At 69.6% G+C, this 16047-nt stretch carries 15 protein-coding genes; 13 read left to right on the top strand and 2 right to left on the bottom strand.

The annotated features are described in order from the left end of the window. Positions 1-4: 4 nt before the first annotated feature. The 10 genes from pdxT (at position 5) to H305_RS0117370 (ending at position 10915) form a co-directional block, all read left to right on the top strand. Positions 5-610 (top strand): pyridoxal 5'-phosphate synthase glutaminase subunit PdxT, encoded by a 606-nt coding sequence (pdxT, locus tag H305_RS0117415; RefSeq protein WP_028801489.1) that lies wholly within the window; start codon positions 5-7, stop codon positions 608-610. A gap of 48 nt (positions 611-658) precedes the next feature. Next, positions 659-1411: a YebC/PmpR family DNA-binding transcriptional regulator gene (locus H305_RS0117410; RefSeq protein ID WP_028801488.1), complete on the top strand. Its 753-nt coding sequence runs from the start codon at positions 659-661 to the stop codon at positions 1409-1411. Positions 1412-1545: 134 nt separating this feature from the next. Continuing rightward, positions 1546-2154, top strand: a complete 609-nt coding sequence (ruvC, locus tag H305_RS0117405) for a crossover junction endodeoxyribonuclease RuvC (protein WP_028801487.1) — start codon at positions 1546-1548, stop codon at positions 2152-2154. After that, complete coding sequence (gene ruvA / locus H305_RS0117400) at positions 2151-2762, top strand: Holliday junction branch migration protein RuvA (RefSeq protein ID WP_028801486.1); 612 nt, start codon at positions 2151-2153, stop codon at positions 2760-2762. Before ruvC ends, ruvA begins: the two co-directional genes overlap by 4 nt. A gap of 37 nt (positions 2763-2799) precedes the next feature. Further along, positions 2800-3894 (top strand): Holliday junction branch migration DNA helicase RuvB, encoded by a 1095-nt coding sequence (gene ruvB, locus H305_RS0117395; protein WP_028801485.1) that lies wholly within the window; start codon positions 2800-2802, stop codon positions 3892-3894. A gap of 163 nt (positions 3895-4057) precedes the next feature. Further along, positions 4058-4567, top strand: coding sequence for a preprotein translocase subunit YajC (yajC, locus tag H305_RS0117390; RefSeq protein WP_028801484.1), 510 nt, complete (start codon positions 4058-4060; stop codon positions 4565-4567). 140 nt (positions 4568-4707) lie between these two features. Further along, positions 4708-6465: a protein translocase subunit SecD gene (gene secD / locus H305_RS0117385; RefSeq protein ID WP_028801483.1), complete on the top strand. Its 1758-nt coding sequence runs from the start codon at positions 4708-4710 to the stop codon at positions 6463-6465. Between the two features lies 1 nt (position 6466). Next, a complete protein-coding gene (secF, locus tag H305_RS0117380; RefSeq protein WP_028801482.1) occupies positions 6467-7582 on the top strand; it encodes a protein translocase subunit SecF in 1116 nt (371 codons plus the stop codon). After that, positions 7579-8118, top strand: coding sequence for an adenine phosphoribosyltransferase (locus H305_RS0117375; RefSeq protein WP_028801481.1), 540 nt, complete (start codon positions 7579-7581; stop codon positions 8116-8118). Before secF ends, H305_RS0117375 begins: the two co-directional genes overlap by 4 nt. Positions 8119-8359: 241 nt before the next feature. Further along, a complete protein-coding gene (locus H305_RS0117370) occupies positions 8360-10915 on the top strand; it encodes a RelA/SpoT family protein (RefSeq protein WP_028801480.1) in 2556 nt (851 codons plus the stop codon). 79 nt (positions 10916-10994) lie between these two features. Here the strand turns inward: H305_RS0117370 and H305_RS0117365 are convergent, their stop codons facing one another. Together H305_RS0117365 and H305_RS0117360 are read right to left on the bottom strand one after the other, a co-directional pair. Next, positions 10995-12224, bottom strand: coding sequence for a DUF349 domain-containing protein (locus tag H305_RS0117365; protein WP_028801479.1), 1230 nt, complete (start codon positions 12222-12224; stop codon positions 10995-10997). A 135-nt stretch (positions 12225-12359) separates the two neighbouring features. Next, a complete protein-coding gene (locus tag H305_RS0117360; RefSeq protein ID WP_028801478.1) occupies positions 12360-13208 on the bottom strand; it encodes a peptidylprolyl isomerase in 849 nt (282 codons plus the stop codon). Between the two features lie 180 nt (positions 13209-13388). Between H305_RS0117360 and H305_RS0117355 the strand changes: the two genes are divergently transcribed. The 3 genes from H305_RS0117355 to H305_RS0117345 form a co-directional block, all read left to right on the top strand. Next, the gene (locus tag H305_RS0117355; protein ID WP_028801477.1) at positions 13389-14096 is read left to right on the top strand and encodes an MBL fold metallo-hydrolase; all 708 of its coding nucleotides are present in this window, start codon (positions 13389-13391) and stop codon (positions 14094-14096) included. 13 nt (positions 14097-14109) lie between these two features. Next, entirely contained in the window at positions 14110-15372 is a 1263-nt protein-coding gene (gene hisS / locus H305_RS0117350; protein WP_028801476.1) for a histidine--tRNA ligase, read from the top strand. Between the two features lie 249 nt (positions 15373-15621). Beyond that, positions 15622-16047: vitamin K epoxide reductase family protein (locus tag H305_RS0117345; RefSeq protein ID WP_028801731.1), on the top strand; the 426-nt coding region annotated here is incomplete at its 3' end.

Here is a 16047-nt window from a genome sequence, read left to right as displayed (position 1 = left end):
CCTCATGAACACTCCTGTCATAGGCGTCCTGGCTCTCCAGGGCGACGTACGGGAGCACCTCATCGCCCTGGCCGCGGCCGACGCCGTGGCCAGGCCGGTGCGGCGTCCCGAAGAGATCGCGGAGGTGGACGGCCTCGTCATTCCCGGCGGCGAGTCCACCACCATCTCCAAACTGGCCGTCCTCTTCGGAGTGATGGAGCCTCTCCGCGCGCGCGTGCGCGACGGCATGCCCGTCTACGGCACCTGCGCCGGCATGATCATGCTCGCCGACAAGATCCTCGACCCGCGGTCCGGTCAGGAGACCTTCGGCGGCATCGACATGATCGTGCGCCGCAACGCCTTCGGGCGTCAGAACGAGTCCTTCGAGGCGGCGGTCGACGTCCGCGGTGTCGAGGGCGATCCTGTAGAGGGCGTCTTCATCCGCGCCCCCTGGGTCGAGTCCGTGGGCGCCGAGACCGAGGTGCTCGCCGAGCACGGCGGCCACATCGTCGCCGTACGCCAGGGCAACGCGCTCGCCACGTCTTTCCACCCGGAACTGACCGGCGACCACCGTGTGCACGGGCTGTTCGTCGACATGGTGCGCGCGAACCGGACACCGGAGTCCTTGTAGGATCTCTGGCGTTCATACGGAGATGGGTTACGCGAAGGAGACAGGCAGATGTCCGGCCACTCTAAATGGGCCACGACGAAGCACAAGAAGGCCGTGATCGACGCCAAGCGCGGCAAGCTCTTCGCGAAGCTGATCAAGAACATCGAGGTCGCGGCGCGCATGGGCGGCGTGGACCTCGACGGAAATCCGACCCTCTACGACGCCGTGCAGAAGGCGAAGAAGTCGTCGGTTCCGAACAAGAACATCGACTCCGCGATCAAGCGCGGCGGCGGTCTCGAAGCCGGTGGCGCCGACTACGAGACGATCATGTACGAGGGTTACGGCCCGAACGGTGTCGCCGTGCTCATCGAGTGCCTCACGGACAACCGCAACCGTGCCGCCTCGGACGTCCGCGTCGCGATGACCCGCAACGGCGGCTCGATGGCCGACCCGGGCTCCGTCTCGTACCTGTTCAACCGCAAGGGCGTCGTGATCGTCCCCAAGGGCGAGCTGGCCGAGGACGACGTCCTGGGTGCCGTGCTCGACGCGGGCGCCGAAGAGGTCAACGACCTCGGCGAGTCCTTCGAGGTCATCTCCGAGGCCACCGACCTGGTCGCGGTGCGCACCGCGCTCCAGGAGGCCGGCATCGACTACGACTCCGCCGACGCCAACTTCGTCCCGACGATGCAGATCGAGCTGGACGAGGAGGGCGCCCGGAAGATCTTCAAGCTGATCGACGCCCTGGAGGACAGCGACGACGTGCAGAACGTCTTCGCCAACTTCGACGTGAGCGACGACGTCATGGAGAAGGTCGACGCCTGATCGCACAGGCTGGGCCACGGGCCGACGGGAACACACCCCGTCGGCCCGTCGCTTTGTCAGCGGCACCCGATAGCCTGCACGAACTGGGGGCGGACCCCCGGCGATTGCCGGGCCGGATCGAAGGAGGGGGCTGGGTGCGGGTGCTGGGCGTCGACCCCGGATTGACCCGGTGCGGTGTGGGAGTCGTCGAAGGAGTCGCGGGCCGGCCCCTGGCCCTGCGCGGCGTCGGTGTCGTGCGCACCCCGGCCGACGCCGAACTGGGACTGCGCCTCGTCGCGATCGAGCAGGGCATCGAGCGGTGGCTCGACGAGCACGAGCCCGAATTCGTCGCCGTGGAGCGCGTCTTCAGCCAGCACAACGTACGCACGGTGATGGGCACCGCCCAGGCCAGCGCGGTCGCCATGCTGTGCGCGTCCCGCCGGGGCATCCCCGTCGCCCTGCACACCCCGAGCGAGGTCAAGGCCGCCGTCACCGGCAACGGACGGGCGGACAAGGCCCAGGTCGGTGCCATGGTCACGCGCCTGCTCCGGCTCGACGCACCCCCCAAGCCCGCCGACGCGGCCGACGCCCTCGCCCTCGCCATCTGCCACATCTGGCGCGCGCCCGCCCAGAACAGGCTCCAGCAGGCAGTCACCGAGAACAGGCTCCAGCAGGCCGCCGCACGCAACCGGCTCCAGCAGGCCGCCGCCGAGCACCAGCAGCCCCACGCACAGCCCCACACATCGAAAGGCCGTACCGCATGATCGCCTTCGTCAGCGGCCCCGTGGCCGCCCTCGCCCCCGACTCCGCGGTGGTCGAGGTCGGCGGTATCGGCATCGCCGTCCAGTGCACGCCCAACACCCTCTCGGCGCTGCGGACCGGTCGGCAGGCCAAGCTCGCCACCTCCCTCGTCGTCCGCGAGGACTCCCTCACGCTCTACGGCTTCGCGGACGACGACGAGCGGCAGACCTTCGAGCTGCTGCAGACCGCCAGCGGCGTCGGCCCCCGGCTGGCCCAGGCGATGCTCGCCGTGCACAGCCCCGACGCCCTGCGCCGCGCGGTGTCCACCGGGGACGAGAAGGCGCTCACCGCCGTCCCCGGCATCGGCAGGAAGGGTGCCCAGAAGCTCCTGCTGGAGCTGAAGGACCGGCTCGGTGAGCCGCTCGGCACGGGAGGCCCCGCCATCGGGACGGCGGTGACCACCGGGTGGCGCGACCAGTTGCACGCCGCGCTCATCGGTCTCGGGTACGCGACCCGGGAGGCCGACGAGGCAGTCAGCGCAGTCGCCCCGCAGGCCGAGGCTGCCGAGGGCGCCCCGCAGGTGGGACAGCTCCTCAAGGCCGCCCTGCAGACCCTGAACCGCGCCCGCTGAACCGCCGGCACCCCCACCACACCCCGAGGCACTTCACATGAACTGGGACGACACGACCGACGCGTCCGCCGCCGAGCGGCACGCCGGCCCCGCCGAGGAGCGGTTGGTGGACTCGGTCGCCGACCGCGAGGACCAGGCGGTCGAGGCCGCGCTGCGCCCGAAGGACCTGGACGAATTCATCGGCCAGGAGAAGGTCCGTGAGCAGCTCGACCTGGTCCTGCGTGCCGCACGCGCGCGGGGCGCCACCGCCGACCACGTGCTCCTCTCGGGGGCCCCGGGACTCGGCAAGACCACCCTGTCGATGATCATCGCGGCCGAGATGGGCGCCCCGATCCGCATCACTAGCGGTCCCGCCATCCAGCATGCCGGGGACCTCGCCGCGATCCTGTCCTCCCTCCAGGAGGGCGAGGTGCTCTTCCTCGACGAGATCCACCGCATGTCCAGGCCCGCCGAAGAGATGCTCTACATGGCGATGGAGGACTTCCGGGTCGACGTCATCGTCGGCAAGGGCCCCGGCGCCACGGCCATCCCGCTGGAACTGCCTCCGTTCACCCTGGTCGGCGCCACCACGCGCGCGGGCCTGCTGCCGCCCCCGCTGCGCGACCGCTTCGGCTTCACCGCTCACATGGAGTTCTACGAGCCCGCCGAGCTGGAGCGGGTCATCCACCGTTCCGCGAGCCTCCTCGACGTCGAGATCGACCCGGACGGTGCCGCGGAGATCGCCGGACGTTCCCGGGGCACGCCCCGCATCGCCAACCGCCTGCTGCGCCGCGTGCGCGACTACGCCCAGGTCAAGGCGGACGGAGTGATCACCAGGGAGATCGCGGCGGCGGCCCTCCAGGTGTACGAGGTGGACGCCCGCGGCCTGGACCGCCTGGACCGCGGTGTCCTCGAGGCCCTGCTCAAGCTCTTCGGCGGCGGCCCGGTGGGCCTTTCGACGCTCGCCGTCGCGGTGGGGGAGGAGCGTGAGACGGTGGAAGAGGTGGCCGAACCCTTCCTCGTCCGGGAAGGACTGCTCGCCCGTACGCCCCGTGGCCGGGTGGCCACACCGGCGGCATGGGCGCATCTCGGCCTCACCCCGCCCCGCCAGGCCACGGGTGGAAACGGACAACAGGACTTGTTCGGGGCGTGACGGCGCGGAGATGTGTCGGGGCAGGAACCCCGGTGCCATGCTGAGCGTTGTTCACTGAGCGCGGACTCGCTTAGACTCCGCCGATGCCGCCCTTGTCGACGGCATACATACCCCCAACCATCAGGCCGCCCCCCATTGCGGTCGTAGAAGGAAGTTCCGACCCGTGAGTCTCGTGACCCTCCTCCCGTTCATCGTGCTCATCGGGGCCATGTTCCTGATGACCCGGTCGGCCAAGAAGAAGCAGCAGCAGGCTGCGCAGATGCGCAACGACATGCAGCCCGGCTCCGGTGTCCGCACGATTGGTGGCATGTACGCAACCGTCAAGGAGGTCAACGAGGACACGGTCCTCCTTGACGCCGCCCCGGGGGTCGACCTGCTCTTCGCGAAGAACGCGATCGGCGCCGTCCTCACGGACGACGAGTACAACCGCATCGTCCACGGCATCGAGCACGACCTGAAGGCCGACGGTGCCGTCGTCCCGGACGACGCCTCCTCCCTCACCGAGACCGACGAGCCCGCCGCCGACGCCTCTTCCGACGCCTCCGACGACAAGCCCCTCGACCTCGGCAAGAAGGACGCGGCGGACGAGCCGGCCGACAAGCCCGCCGAGGCGAAGGCCGACGACGCCGCAGCGGAGCTGAAGAAGACCGACGGCGAGGCCGACGCGAAGTAGTCACGCCCCGGGAGCGCGGCGCGACCCGCTCGTGCCCCGCGCATCCGGGACGTGCTGTTCTCGCACGGAGTCCCGACACCATGTCATGGCCGCCCACGCGCTGACCCGGCGCACGGTGGCCCGAGAGGGAGTACGAGAAGGTGGCAGCACCGAAGAAGGGCCGGAGCGCGAGCGCCCAGAGCAGGCCGGGGCGCTCGCTGGCCCTCATCCTGATCGCCATCGCGGCGCTCACCGGGGGGATGTTCCTCTCCGGGCACCCCACCCCGCGTCTCGGCATCGACCTCGCCGGCGGCACCAGCATCACGCTCGAGGCGAAGAACGAGCCCGGTCAGCCCAACGCGATCAACAAGACCAACATGGACACAGCGGTCGACATCATGAACCGCCGTGTCAATGGTCTCGGCGTGTCCGAGGCGGAGGTCCAGACGCAGGGCGACAGGAACATCATCGTCAACATTCCCAAGGGCACGAATTCCAAGCAGGCCCGGGAGCAGGTCGGCACCACCGCAAAGCTCTACTTCCGTCCGGTCCTGACCACCGAGGTCTCCGGAACCGACGCGTCGGCCAGCCCGTCGCCGAGCAGCAGCTCGTCGAACAAGGCCACCGACAAGGCGACGGACAAGGCGACGTCGTCGAGCTCCGCGACGCCGTCGGCCGGCGCCACCTCCCAGGGCCGCGTGGTCAGCGACGCCCTGAAGGCCGACACCACGCCGTCCGCGAGCGGCTCCGCGAGCACGTCGCCCTCCTCCAGCGCCTCGCCGTCGGCGAGCAGCAGCGTGGATCCGGGCACGGCCAAGCTCCAGGCCCAGTACGCCGCACTCGACTGCACCGACAAGGCGGTCCGCGCCACGGCCGGTGACGGCGTCAAGCCGACCGACCCGACCGTGGCCTGCGGCCAGAACTCGTCGGGCCAGTGGCAGAAGTACATCCTCGGCCCGGCCGAGGTGTCCGGCACGGACATCAAGAAGGCCGCCGCGGTCTACGACACGCAGAGCGCCGCGGGCTGGAAGGTCACCATGGACTTCACGTCCGGTGGCTCCAAGAAGTTCGCCAGCATCACCGGCAAGCTCGCCCAGAACCAGTCCCCGCAGAACCAGTTCGCCATCGTCCTCGACGGTGAGGTCGTCTCCGACCCGTACGTCAACCAGGCGCTGACCGGCGGCAACGCGGAGATCTCCGGAAGCTTCAGCCAGACCGAGGCCCAGGACCTGGCCAACATGCTGAAGTACGGCGCCCTGCCGCTCACCTTCAAGGAGGCGAGCGTCACCACCGTGACCGCCGCGCTCGGTGGTGAGCAGCTGCACGCCGGTCTGATCGCCGGTGCGATCGGCCTCGGCCTGGTCGTGATCTACCTGGTGGTCTACTACCGGGGCCTGTCGCTCATCGCGATCGCCTCACTGCTGGTGTCGGCGGTCCTCACCTACGTGATCATGTCGCTGCTCGGCCCGACCATCGGCTTCGCGCTGAACCTGCCGGCCGTCTGCGGTGCGATCGTCGCGATCGGTATCACGGCGGACTCGTTCATCGTGTTCTTCGAACGCATCCGTGACGAGATCCGCGAGGGCCGTACGCTGCGGCCCGCCGTCGAGCGCGCCTGGCCGCGCGCGCGGCGCACCATCCTGGTCTCCGACTTCGTGTCGTTCCTCGCCGCCGCGGTGCTCTTCATCGTCACGGTCGGCAAGGTCCAGGGCTTCGCCTTCACCCTCGGCCTGACCACCCTGCTCGACGTGGTCGTCGTCTTCTTCTTCACCAAGCCGCTGATGACGATCCTCGCCCGCAGGAAGTTCTTCGCGAGCGGTCACAGCTGGTCCGGTCTCGACCCGAAGCGACTGGGCGCCAAGCCGCCGCTGCGCCGCACCCGTCGCGCGTCCGCCCCCGTCGACACGAAGGAGGCGTGAGATGTCGAAACTCGGCACCCTCGGCGCCCGGCTCCACCGCGGCGAGATCGGCTACGACTTCGTCGGCAAGCGCAAGATCTGGTACGGCATCTCGATCCTGATCACCATCACGGCCATCCTCGGCCTGACGGTGCGCGGCCTGAACATGGGCATCGAGTTCCAGGGCGGAGCCGTCTTCACCACCGAGAAGACCAGCGTGTCGGTCACGCAGGCGGAGACGTTCGCGGAGGAGGCATCCGGCCACGACGCGATCGTCCAGAAGCTCGGCAACGGCGGCCTGCGCATCCAGATCGCCGGCATCGACACCGACAAGTCCGACCAGATCAAGGACGCGCTGGCCAAGGACCTGAACGTCAACGCCGAGAAGATCAACGCCGACCTGGTCGGCCCCAGCTGGGGTGACCAGATCGCCAACAAGGCCTGGCAGGGCCTGGCGATCTTCATGGTCCTCGTGGTGATCTACCTGGCCATCGCCTTCGAGTGGCGCATGGCCGTCGCCGCGCTGGTGGCCCTGATCCACGACATCACCATCACGGTCGGCATCTACGCCCTGGTGGGCTTCGAGGTCACCCCGGGCACCGTGATCGGTCTGCTGACGATCCTCGGTTACTCGCTCTACGACACGGTCGTCGTCTTCGACAGCCTCAAGGAGCAGACGAAGGACATCACCAAGCAGACCCGCTTCACCTACAGCGACGTCGCCGACCGCTCCATCAACGGCACGCTGGTCCGGTCGATCAACACCACTGTGGTCGCGCTGCTCCCGGTCGCGGGCCTGCTGTTCATCGGTGGCGGTGTCCTCGGCGCCGGCATGCTCAACGACATCTCGCTGTCGCTGTTCGTCGGCCTCGCCGCCGGTGCGTACTCGTCGATCTTCATCGCCACGCCGCTCGTCGCCGACCTCAAGGAGCGCGAGCCGCAGATGAAGGCCCTGCGCAAGCGGGTCCTCGCCAAGCGGGCCCAGGCCGCCGCCAAGGGCGAGTCCCTGGAGCCCCAGGCCGCCGGAGCGCCGCTGGACGACGAGCCGGACGATGTCACGGCGGCGGTCGTCGGCCCGCGCAACCAGCCCGCGTCCCGCAACCGCGGCCGTGGCCGTCCCTCGGGGAAGCGCCGATGACCGGCATCGAAGAACTGCTGCTCAGCCGCATCCGCGATGTGGCCGACTACCCGGAGCCGGGTGTGATGTTCAAGGACATCACCCCGCTCCTGGCGGACCCGGCCGCTTTCGGGGCGCTCACCGACGCCCTCGCCGGCATCGCCGTGCGCCACGGCGCCACGAAGATCGTCGGCCTGGAGGCCCGGGGCTTCATCCTCGGCGCTCCGGTCGCCATCCGTGCCGGGCTGGGCTTCATCCCGGTCCGCAAGGCGGGCAAGCTCCCCGGTGCGACGCTGTCGCAGGCGTACGACCTGGAGTACGGCTCCGCCGAGATCGAGGTGCACGCCGAGGACCTGAGCGCGGGCGACCGCGTGCTCGTCGTCGACGACGTCCTCGCCACCGGCGGCACCGCCGAGGCCTCCATCCGGCTGATCCGCCGGGCGGGCGCCGAGACCGCGGGCGTCGCCGTGCTGATGGAGCTCGGCTTCCTGGGCGGCCGGGGCCGTCTGGAGCCGGCGCTCCAGGGAGCTCCGCTGGAGGCGCTCCTCAAGGTCTGAGCGGACCCAGGACTCCGAGCCCGGCCACCTCGTGGGAAAACCCCTGGGAAAGGCACCGGAAAGCCCTGAGACACCCGTAGGACACCGCGGAGGCGGGCCCGGAGGAATCCGGCGCCCGCCTCTTGCGTTGCTTGTGTATGAGGCCGTCCCAACGGCCGACAGCGAGTCCGACGCCCAGGATCGCTACCATGGGGTCTCCGGAGCCTGACCGGGGGACCCGGAACGTGCACGAGGAGCCCTCTTGCCAGACGAGGCCCAGCCACTCGCTCCCAGCGCCGAACGCCTGGGAGCCACCCCGTCCGCGAAGCCCGAGCGTGCCTCGGCGCCCGCGGACAGGCCCGCCAAGAACACCACCGGCGGGCCGGTCGAGCATGCCCAGGCGGCGCCCGACCGCAAGGCGGCCGAGCAGTCACGTCCCAAGCCCGCTCCCCCCGAGCGCCCCTCCGGCACGTCGGCGGTGCGCCCCGCGCCGGGCCAGCCCGCGCGCAGCGGCGGTTCCTCCAACCGCGTACGCGCCCGCCTCGCCCGTCTCGGCGTCCAGCGCTCCAACCCGTACAACCCGGTCCTGGAGCCGCTGCTGCGGATAGTGCGCAGCAACGACCCGAAGATCGAGACGGCGACTCTCCGGCAGATCGAGAAGGCCTACCAGGTCGCCGAGCGCTGGCACCGCGGCCAGAAGCGCAAGAGCGGCGACCCGTACATCACGCATCCGCTCGCCGTGACCACCATCCTCGCCGAGCTCGGCATGGACCCGGCGACGCTGATGGCGGGCCTGCTGCACGACACCGTCGAGGACACCGAGTACGGCCTGGACACCCTGCGCCGCGACTTCGGCGACCAGGTCGCCCTCCTCGTCGACGGCGTCACCAAGCTCGACAAGGTCAAGTTCGGCGAGGCCGCGCAGGCCGAGACCGTGCGCAAGATGGTCGTCGCCATGGCCAAGGACCCGCGCGTCCTGGTCATCAAGCTCGCCGACCGTCTGCACAACATGCGCACCATGCGCTACCTCAAGCGCGAGAAGCAGGAGAAGAAGGCGCGCGAGACCCTGGAGATCTACGCGCCGCTCGCCCACCGCCTGGGCATGAACACCATCAAGTGGGAGCTGGAGGACCTCGCTTTCGCGATCCTCTACCCCAAGATGTACGACGAGATCGTGCGCCTGGTCGCCGAGCGCGCCCCCAAGCGCGACGAGTACCTCGCCATAGTGACCGACGAGGTCCAGTCCGACCTGCGGGCGGCCCGGATCAAGGCGACGGTCACCGGCCGCCCGAAGCACTACTACTCCGTCTACCAGAAGATGATCGTCCGTGGCCGTGACTTCGCGGAGATCTACGATCTGGTGGGCATCCGCGTCCTGGTCGACACCGTCCGGGACTGCTACGCCGCTCTCGGCACCGTGCACGCGCGATGGAACCCGGTCCCCGGCCGGTTCAAGGACTACATCGCGATGCCCAAGTTCAACATGTACCAGTCGCTGCACACGACGGTGATCGGCCCCAACGGCAAGCCGGTCGAACTGCAGATCCGCACCTTCGACATGCACCGCCGCGCCGAGTACGGCATCGCCGCGCACTGGAAGTACAAGCAGGAGACCGTCGCCGGCACCTCCAAGATCCGCACCGACGTGCCCCGGGCCGCGAAGGGCAGCGCCGGCCAGGACACGGTCAACGACATGGCGTGGCTGCGCCAGTTGCTCGACTGGCAGAAGGAGACCGAGGACCCGAGCGAGTTCCTGGAGTCCCTGCGCTTCGACCTGTCCCGCAACGAGGTCTTCGTCTTCACCCCCAAGGGCGACGTCATAGCGCTCCCGGCGGGTGCCACACCGGTCGACTTCGCGTACGCGGTCCACACGGAGGTCGGCCACCGGACGATAGGCGCACGCGTCAACGGACGCCTGGTACCGCTCGAATCCACCCTGGACAACGGCGACTTGGTGGAGGTCTTCACCTCCAAGGCCACCGGCGCGGGCCCCTCCCGGGACTGGCTCGGCTTCGTGAAATCGCCGCGCGCCCGCAACAAGATCCGCGCCTGGTTCTCCAAGGAGCGCCGCGACGAGGCGATCGAGCACGGCAAGGACGCCATCGCGCGTGCGATGCGCAAGCAGAACCTGCCGATCCAGCGCATCCTCACCGGCGACTCCCTGGTCACCCTCGCGCACGAGATGCGCTACCCGGACATCTCGTCCCTGTACGCGGCGATCGGCGAGGGCCACGTCACAGCGCAGAGCGTCGTGCAGAAGCTGGTCCAGGCACTCGGCGGCGAGGAGGCGGCCACCGAGGAGATGGACGAGGCCGTTCCGCCGGCCCGCGGACGTGGCCGCAAGCGCCGCTCCAACGCCGACCCCGGGGTGGTCGTCAAGGGCGTCGAGGACGTGTGGGTCAAGCTCGCCCGCTGTTGTACGCCGGTGCCGGGCGACCCCATCATCGGGTTCGTCACGCGCGGCAGCGGCGTCTCGGTGCACCGCAGCGACTGCGTCAACGTCGACTCGCTGTCCCGTGAGCCGGAGCGCATCCTCGACGTCGAGTGGGCGCCCACGCAGTCCTCGGTCTTCCTGGTGGCCATACAGGTCGAGGCCCTGGACCGCTCGCGGCTCCTGTCGGACGTCACCCGCGTCCTGTCGGACCAGCACGTGAACATCCTGTCGGCGGCCGTGCAGACGTCCCGCGACCGGGTAGCCACCTCGCGCTTCACCTTCGAGATGGGCGACCCCAAGCACCTGGGTCACGTCCTGAAGGCGGTCAGGGGCGTCGAGGGCGTGTACGACGTCTACCGCGTGACCTCGGCCCGCAGGCCGTAACGCCGGGCCGCGCCCGGACGGCACACGAGGGGGGCTCCCGTACGCACCGTACGGGAGCCCCCCTCGTGTCGCCGATGTGTCAGCCGCCGAACTCCTGCAGACCCTTCAGGGCCTGGTCGAGCAGCGCCTGACGGCCGTCGAGCTCCTTCTGGAGCTTGTCGGCCTTCGCGGTGTTGCCCGCGGAGCGTGCCGCCTCGATCTGGCCCTGGAGCTTGTCCACGGCGGCCTGGAGCTGTCCGGTCAGCCCCTCGGCACGCGCGCGTGCCTCCGGGTTGGTCCGGCGCCACTCGGCCTCCTCGGACTCCTGGAGAGCCCGCTCCACCGCGTGCATCCGGCCCTCGACCTTCGGGCGGGCGTCGCGCGGCACGTGACCGATGGCCTCCCAGCGTTCGTTGATCGAGCGGAAGGCGGCGCGGGCCGCCTTCAGGTCGGTCACCGGGACGAGCTTCTCGGCCTCCTCGGCCAGCTCCTCCTTGAGCTTCAGGTTCTCCGACTGCTCCGCGTCGCGCTCGGCGAACACCGAGCTGCGGGCCGCGAAGAACACGTCCTGGGCACCGCGGAAGCGGTTCCACAGGTCGTCCTCGTGCTCGCGCTGCGCCCGGCCCGCGGCCTTCCAGTCCGCCATCAGCTCGCGGTAGCGGGCGGCCGTCGGACCCCAGTCCGTCGAACCGGACAGCGCCTCGGCCTCCGCGACCAGCTTCTCCTTGGTCTTGCGGGCCTCCTCGCGCTGCGCGTCCAGCGACGCGAAGTGCGCCTTGCGGCGCTTGGAGAACGCCGAGCGCGCGTGCGAGAAGCGGTGCCACAGCTCGTCGTCCGACTTGCGGTCGAGCCGCGGCAGGCCCTTCCAGGTGTCCACCAGCGCGCGCAGCCGCTCGCCGGCCGCCCGCCACTGGTCGCTCTGCGCGAGCTCCTCGGCCTCGACGACCAGCGCTTCCTTGGCGTGCCGAGCCTCGTCGGACTGCTTGGCCCGCTGGGCCTTGCGCTCCTCGCGACGCGACTCGACCGTCTCGACGAGCTTGTCCAGCCGTCCGCGCAGCGCGTCCAGATCACCGACCGCGTGGTGGGCGTCCACCTGCCCGCGGATGTGATCGATGGCGGTCTGGGCGTCCTTCGCCGACAGGTCGGTGGTCTTCACTCGCTTCTCGAGGAGGCCGATCTCGACAACCAGGCCCTCGTACTTGCGCTCGAAGTAGGCCAACGCCTCCTCGGGGGAGCCGGCCTGCCAGGAACCGACGACCTGCTCGCCGTCGGCCGTACGCACGTACACGGTCCCCGTCTCGTCGACGCGGCCCCACGGGTCGCTGCTCACAGCGCCTCCTCCACATGATGCCTGCGAGGGGCGTCGTAGCCCCCTGGCATCGTCCACAGTTTCGTCACCGCCAACATAGGCGACCAGCGGGTTGCCTGTCCGCATCCCGCGCGACCGAAGTTCCCCTGTTGACGGTCAGGATTTGGTGATGGTCGCCTTGTCGATCACCACGGTCGCGTTCGGTGCGGTGTTGCCGGTCTGGGGATCGGCGGGCTGCGCACCGGCGGCGGCGATCTTCTTGAGAACCTTCATCCCCGCCTCGGACACCGTGCCGAACGGTGTGTAGTCGGGCGGCAGCTGACTGTCCTGGTAGACCAGGAAGAACTGGCTGCCACCGGTGTTGCGGCCCTTCTGCGTCTGGGGGTTGTACTGGTTCGCCATCGCGACGGTGCCCGCCGGATACACGTTGTCCTTCAGGCTTTTGTCCTTCAGGTTCTCGTCCGGGATGGTGTACCCGGGGCCACCGGCGCCGGTGGCCTGCGGGTCGCCGCACTGGAGCACATAGATGCCGTCGGTGGTGAGCCGGTGGCACTTGGTGTGGTCGAAGTAGCCCTTGCCGGCGAGGAAGTCGAACGAGTTGACCGTGTGCGGAGCCGCCGAGGCCTTCAGCGCGATGTCGATGTCACCACACGTCGTCGCCATCTTCATCGTGTAGTCCGCGGACTTGTCGATGGTGAGCGCCGGCTCCTTCTTCCAGCTCAGCTGCTTCACCTTGCCCTCCGGGGCCTTCTCGCACGGGTCGGGCGCCTTGCTCGTCGCCGAGGGCGTCGGCGTCACCTCTGCGCCCGCGTTGGCCTTCTTGTCGTCGTTCTTGAAGACCCCGGTCGCGTACGACACGACACTGCCCACCACGACCACGCCGAGCACCGAGGCGACGATCGCGTTGCGCGTGTGCGTCTTGCGCCGTGCGGCCGTACGCCGCTGCTGCTGTCGCAAGAACTTCTCCCGGGCGAGCTGACGCCGCCGCTGTTCCTGGCTGACCACCGGGTTTTCTCCTCATGCGTCTCGTACGTCAAGTGGGACGCGTGCGTCTTGTGAGCCGACCGCCTGCGTGTGCCCCGTACCGTATATGGGTTCGCTGAGGAATCGGCAGCGCCGGTAGGCTCTGACCACAGCCGCCCACCCCGTACGACACCAGCGCGTACGCCACCACGAAGGACGATCGTGCTCATTGCCGGGTTCCCCGCCGGGGCCTGGGGGACCAACTGTTACCTGGTCGCCCCCGCCGCGGGTGAGGAGTGCGTGATCATCGACCCGGGCCATCAGGCCGCCCAGGGAGTCGAGGACGCACTCAAGAAGCATCGGCTCAAGCCCGTCGCGGTCATCCTGACCCATGGCCACATCGATCACGTCGCCTCGGTCGTCCCGGTCTGCGGAGCGCACGACGTACCGGCCTGGATCCACCCCGAGGACCGGTACATGATGAGCGACCCGGAGAAGGCGCTCGGCCTTTCCATCGGCATGCCGCTGATGGGCGAGCTGACCGTGGGGGAGCCCGACGACGTCGAGGAACTCTTCGACGGAGCGCGCCTGGAGCTGGCCGGCCTCGACCTCTCCGTCGCGCACGCGCCCGGCCATACCAAGGGGTCGGTGACGTTCCGGATGCCGGAGGCCGCGGACATCCCGTCCGTGTTCTTCTCCGGGGATCTGCTCTTCGCCGGCTCCATCGGACGCACCGACCTGCCCGGCGGCGACATGGCCGACATGCTCGACTCGCTGGCCCGTGTGTGCCTGCCGCTCGACGACTCGACCGTGGTGCTGTCCGGCCACGGCCCCCAGACGACCATCGGCCAGGAGCGCGCCACCAATCCGTATCTGCGGCAGGTGGCCGCCGGCCCAGGGAGCGTGGACGCTCCCCGACGAGGAATGTGACGAGAGACCTTCCGTGAGCACCTTCAAGGCCCCCAAGGGCACGTACGACCTGATCCCGCCGGAGTCCGCGACGTATCTGGCCGTCCGCGAGGCCATCGCCGCACCGCTGCGCAACTCCGGCTACGGCTACATCGAGACGCCCGGCTTCGAGAACGTCGAACTGTTCGCGCGCGGCGTCGGTGAGTCCACCGACATCGTGACCAAGGAGATGTACACCTTCGAGACCAAGGGCGGCGACCGACTGGCCCTGCGTCCGGAGGGCACCGCCTCCGTACTGCGCGCGGCGCTGGAGGCGAACCTGCACAAGGCGGGCAACCTCCCGGTCAAGCTCTGGTACTCGGGCTCCTACTACCGCTACGAGCGCCCGCAGAAGGGCCGTTACAGGCACTTCTCGCAGGTCGGTGCCGAGGCGATCGGTGCCGAGGACCCGGCTCTGGACGCCGAGCTCATCATCCTGGCGGACCAGGCCTACCGGTCGCTCGGGCTGCGCAACTTCCGGATCCTGCTGAACTCGCTCGGCGACAAGGAGTGCCGCCCCGTGTACCGGGCGGCCCTGCAGGACTTCCTGCGCGGCCTCGACCTGGACGAGGACACCCTGCGCCGTGCGGAGATCAACCCGCTGCGCGTCCTCGACGACAAGCGGGACGACGTGCAGAAGCAGCTGGTCGGCGCGCCGCTGTTGCGGGACTACCTGTGCGACGCGTGCAAGGCGTACCACGAGGAGGTGCGCGAGCTGATCACCGCCGCGGGCGTCTCCTTCGAGGACGACCCGAAGCTGGTGCGCGGGCTCGACTACTACACCCGGACGACCTTCGAGTTCGTCCACGACGGCCTGGGCTCCCAGTCCGCGGTCGGCGGCGGCGGCCGTTACGACGGTCTCTCCGAGATGATCGGCGGTCCCGCGCTGCCGTCGGTGGGCTGGGCGCTGGGCGTCGACCGCACGGTCCTCGCCCTGGAGGCCGAGGGCGTCTCGCTCGAACTCCCCGCGTCGACCAGTGTGTTCGCGGTGCCGCTCGGCGAGGAGGCCCGCCGGGTGCTCTTCGCCAAGGTGACGGAACTGCGCAGGCGTGGCGTCGCCGCCGACTTCTCGTACGGCGGCAAGGGGCTGAAGGGCGCGATGAAGAACGCCAACCGGTCCGGGGCCCGTTACACGGTCGTGGCCGGTGAGCGCGATCTCGCCGAGGGCGTCGTGCAGCTCAAGGACATGGAGTCCGGCGAGCAGGTCGCGGTGGGCCTCGACGACCTCGTCGCCGAGCTGACGTCCCGGCTGGGCTGAACCTCCTTCCGGGACCCCGGCCCCGGACCCCGCTCCCGGAACGCCGGAGGAGCCGAGCACCGGCCCCTCCGGCGTCCGCGGGCCGGCGGGTGCTTCGCGTGTGCCGGCATGCCGACGAGCCTCCCCCCGAACCGAACGTTCCGGGACCTCCGCGCGTACCTCCTTATGTCCATCGAACGGTGGACACGGGGGAGGGTGCGGCACAATGACCGTGCCCGCAGGCCCCCTTCGAACTACGGAAACGGCGTGATGAGCAAGACGACAGTGAAGGACGTCTCGACCGGCCGGGAAGACAGCGTCGCCCCCCGCACGACCGGCGGCAGCCGCGCGTTCGCCCTGATGCTGGTGATCACCGGAGCCGCCGGGCTGCTCGCCGCCTGGGTCATCACGATCGACAAGTTCAAACTGCTGGAGAACCCGAACTTCGTGCCCGGGTGCAGCCTGAACCCGGTCGTCTCCTGCGGCAACATCATGAAGAGCGAGCAGGCCTCCGCCTTCGGGTTCCCCAACCCGATGCTGGGACTGGTGACGTACGGCATCGTCGTCTGCGTCGGCATGAGCCTGCTCGCCCGCGCGACCTTCCCGCGCTGGTACTGGCTCACCTTCAACGCCGGCACGCTCTTCGGCGTCGGATTCTGCACCTGGCTGCAGTTCCAGTCGCTCTACCGCATCAAC

This window comes from Streptomyces sp. 142MFCol3.1 (genome assembly GCF_000424945.1).
In the GTDB taxonomy this organism is placed as follows: domain Bacteria; phylum Actinomycetota; class Actinomycetes; order Streptomycetales; family Streptomycetaceae; genus Streptomyces; species Streptomyces siamensis.
Note: the sequence above shows the minus strand (reverse complement) of the source record. Positions and strands in the feature narration are given on the sequence as shown.

Excerpts from the sequence above, each read along its gene's own strand:
- H305_RS0117375 (WP_028801481.1), top strand. The coding sequence starts at position 7,579 with ATGACCGGCATCGAAGAACTGCTGCTCAGCCGCATCCGCGATGTGGCC.
- ruvB (WP_028801485.1), top strand. The coding sequence starts at position 2,800 with ATGAACTGGGACGACACGACCGACGCGTCCGCCGCCGAGCGGCACGCC.
- H305_RS0117410 (WP_028801488.1), top strand. The coding sequence starts at position 659 with ATGTCCGGCCACTCTAAATGGGCCACGACGAAGCACAAGAAGGCCGTG.
- pdxT (WP_028801489.1), top strand. The coding sequence starts at position 5 with ATGAACACTCCTGTCATAGGCGTCCTGGCTCTCCAGGGCGACGTACGG.
- ruvA (WP_028801486.1), top strand. The coding sequence starts at position 2,151 with ATGATCGCCTTCGTCAGCGGCCCCGTGGCCGCCCTCGCCCCCGACTCC.
- secF (WP_028801482.1), top strand. The coding sequence starts at position 6,467 with ATGTCGAAACTCGGCACCCTCGGCGCCCGGCTCCACCGCGGCGAGATC.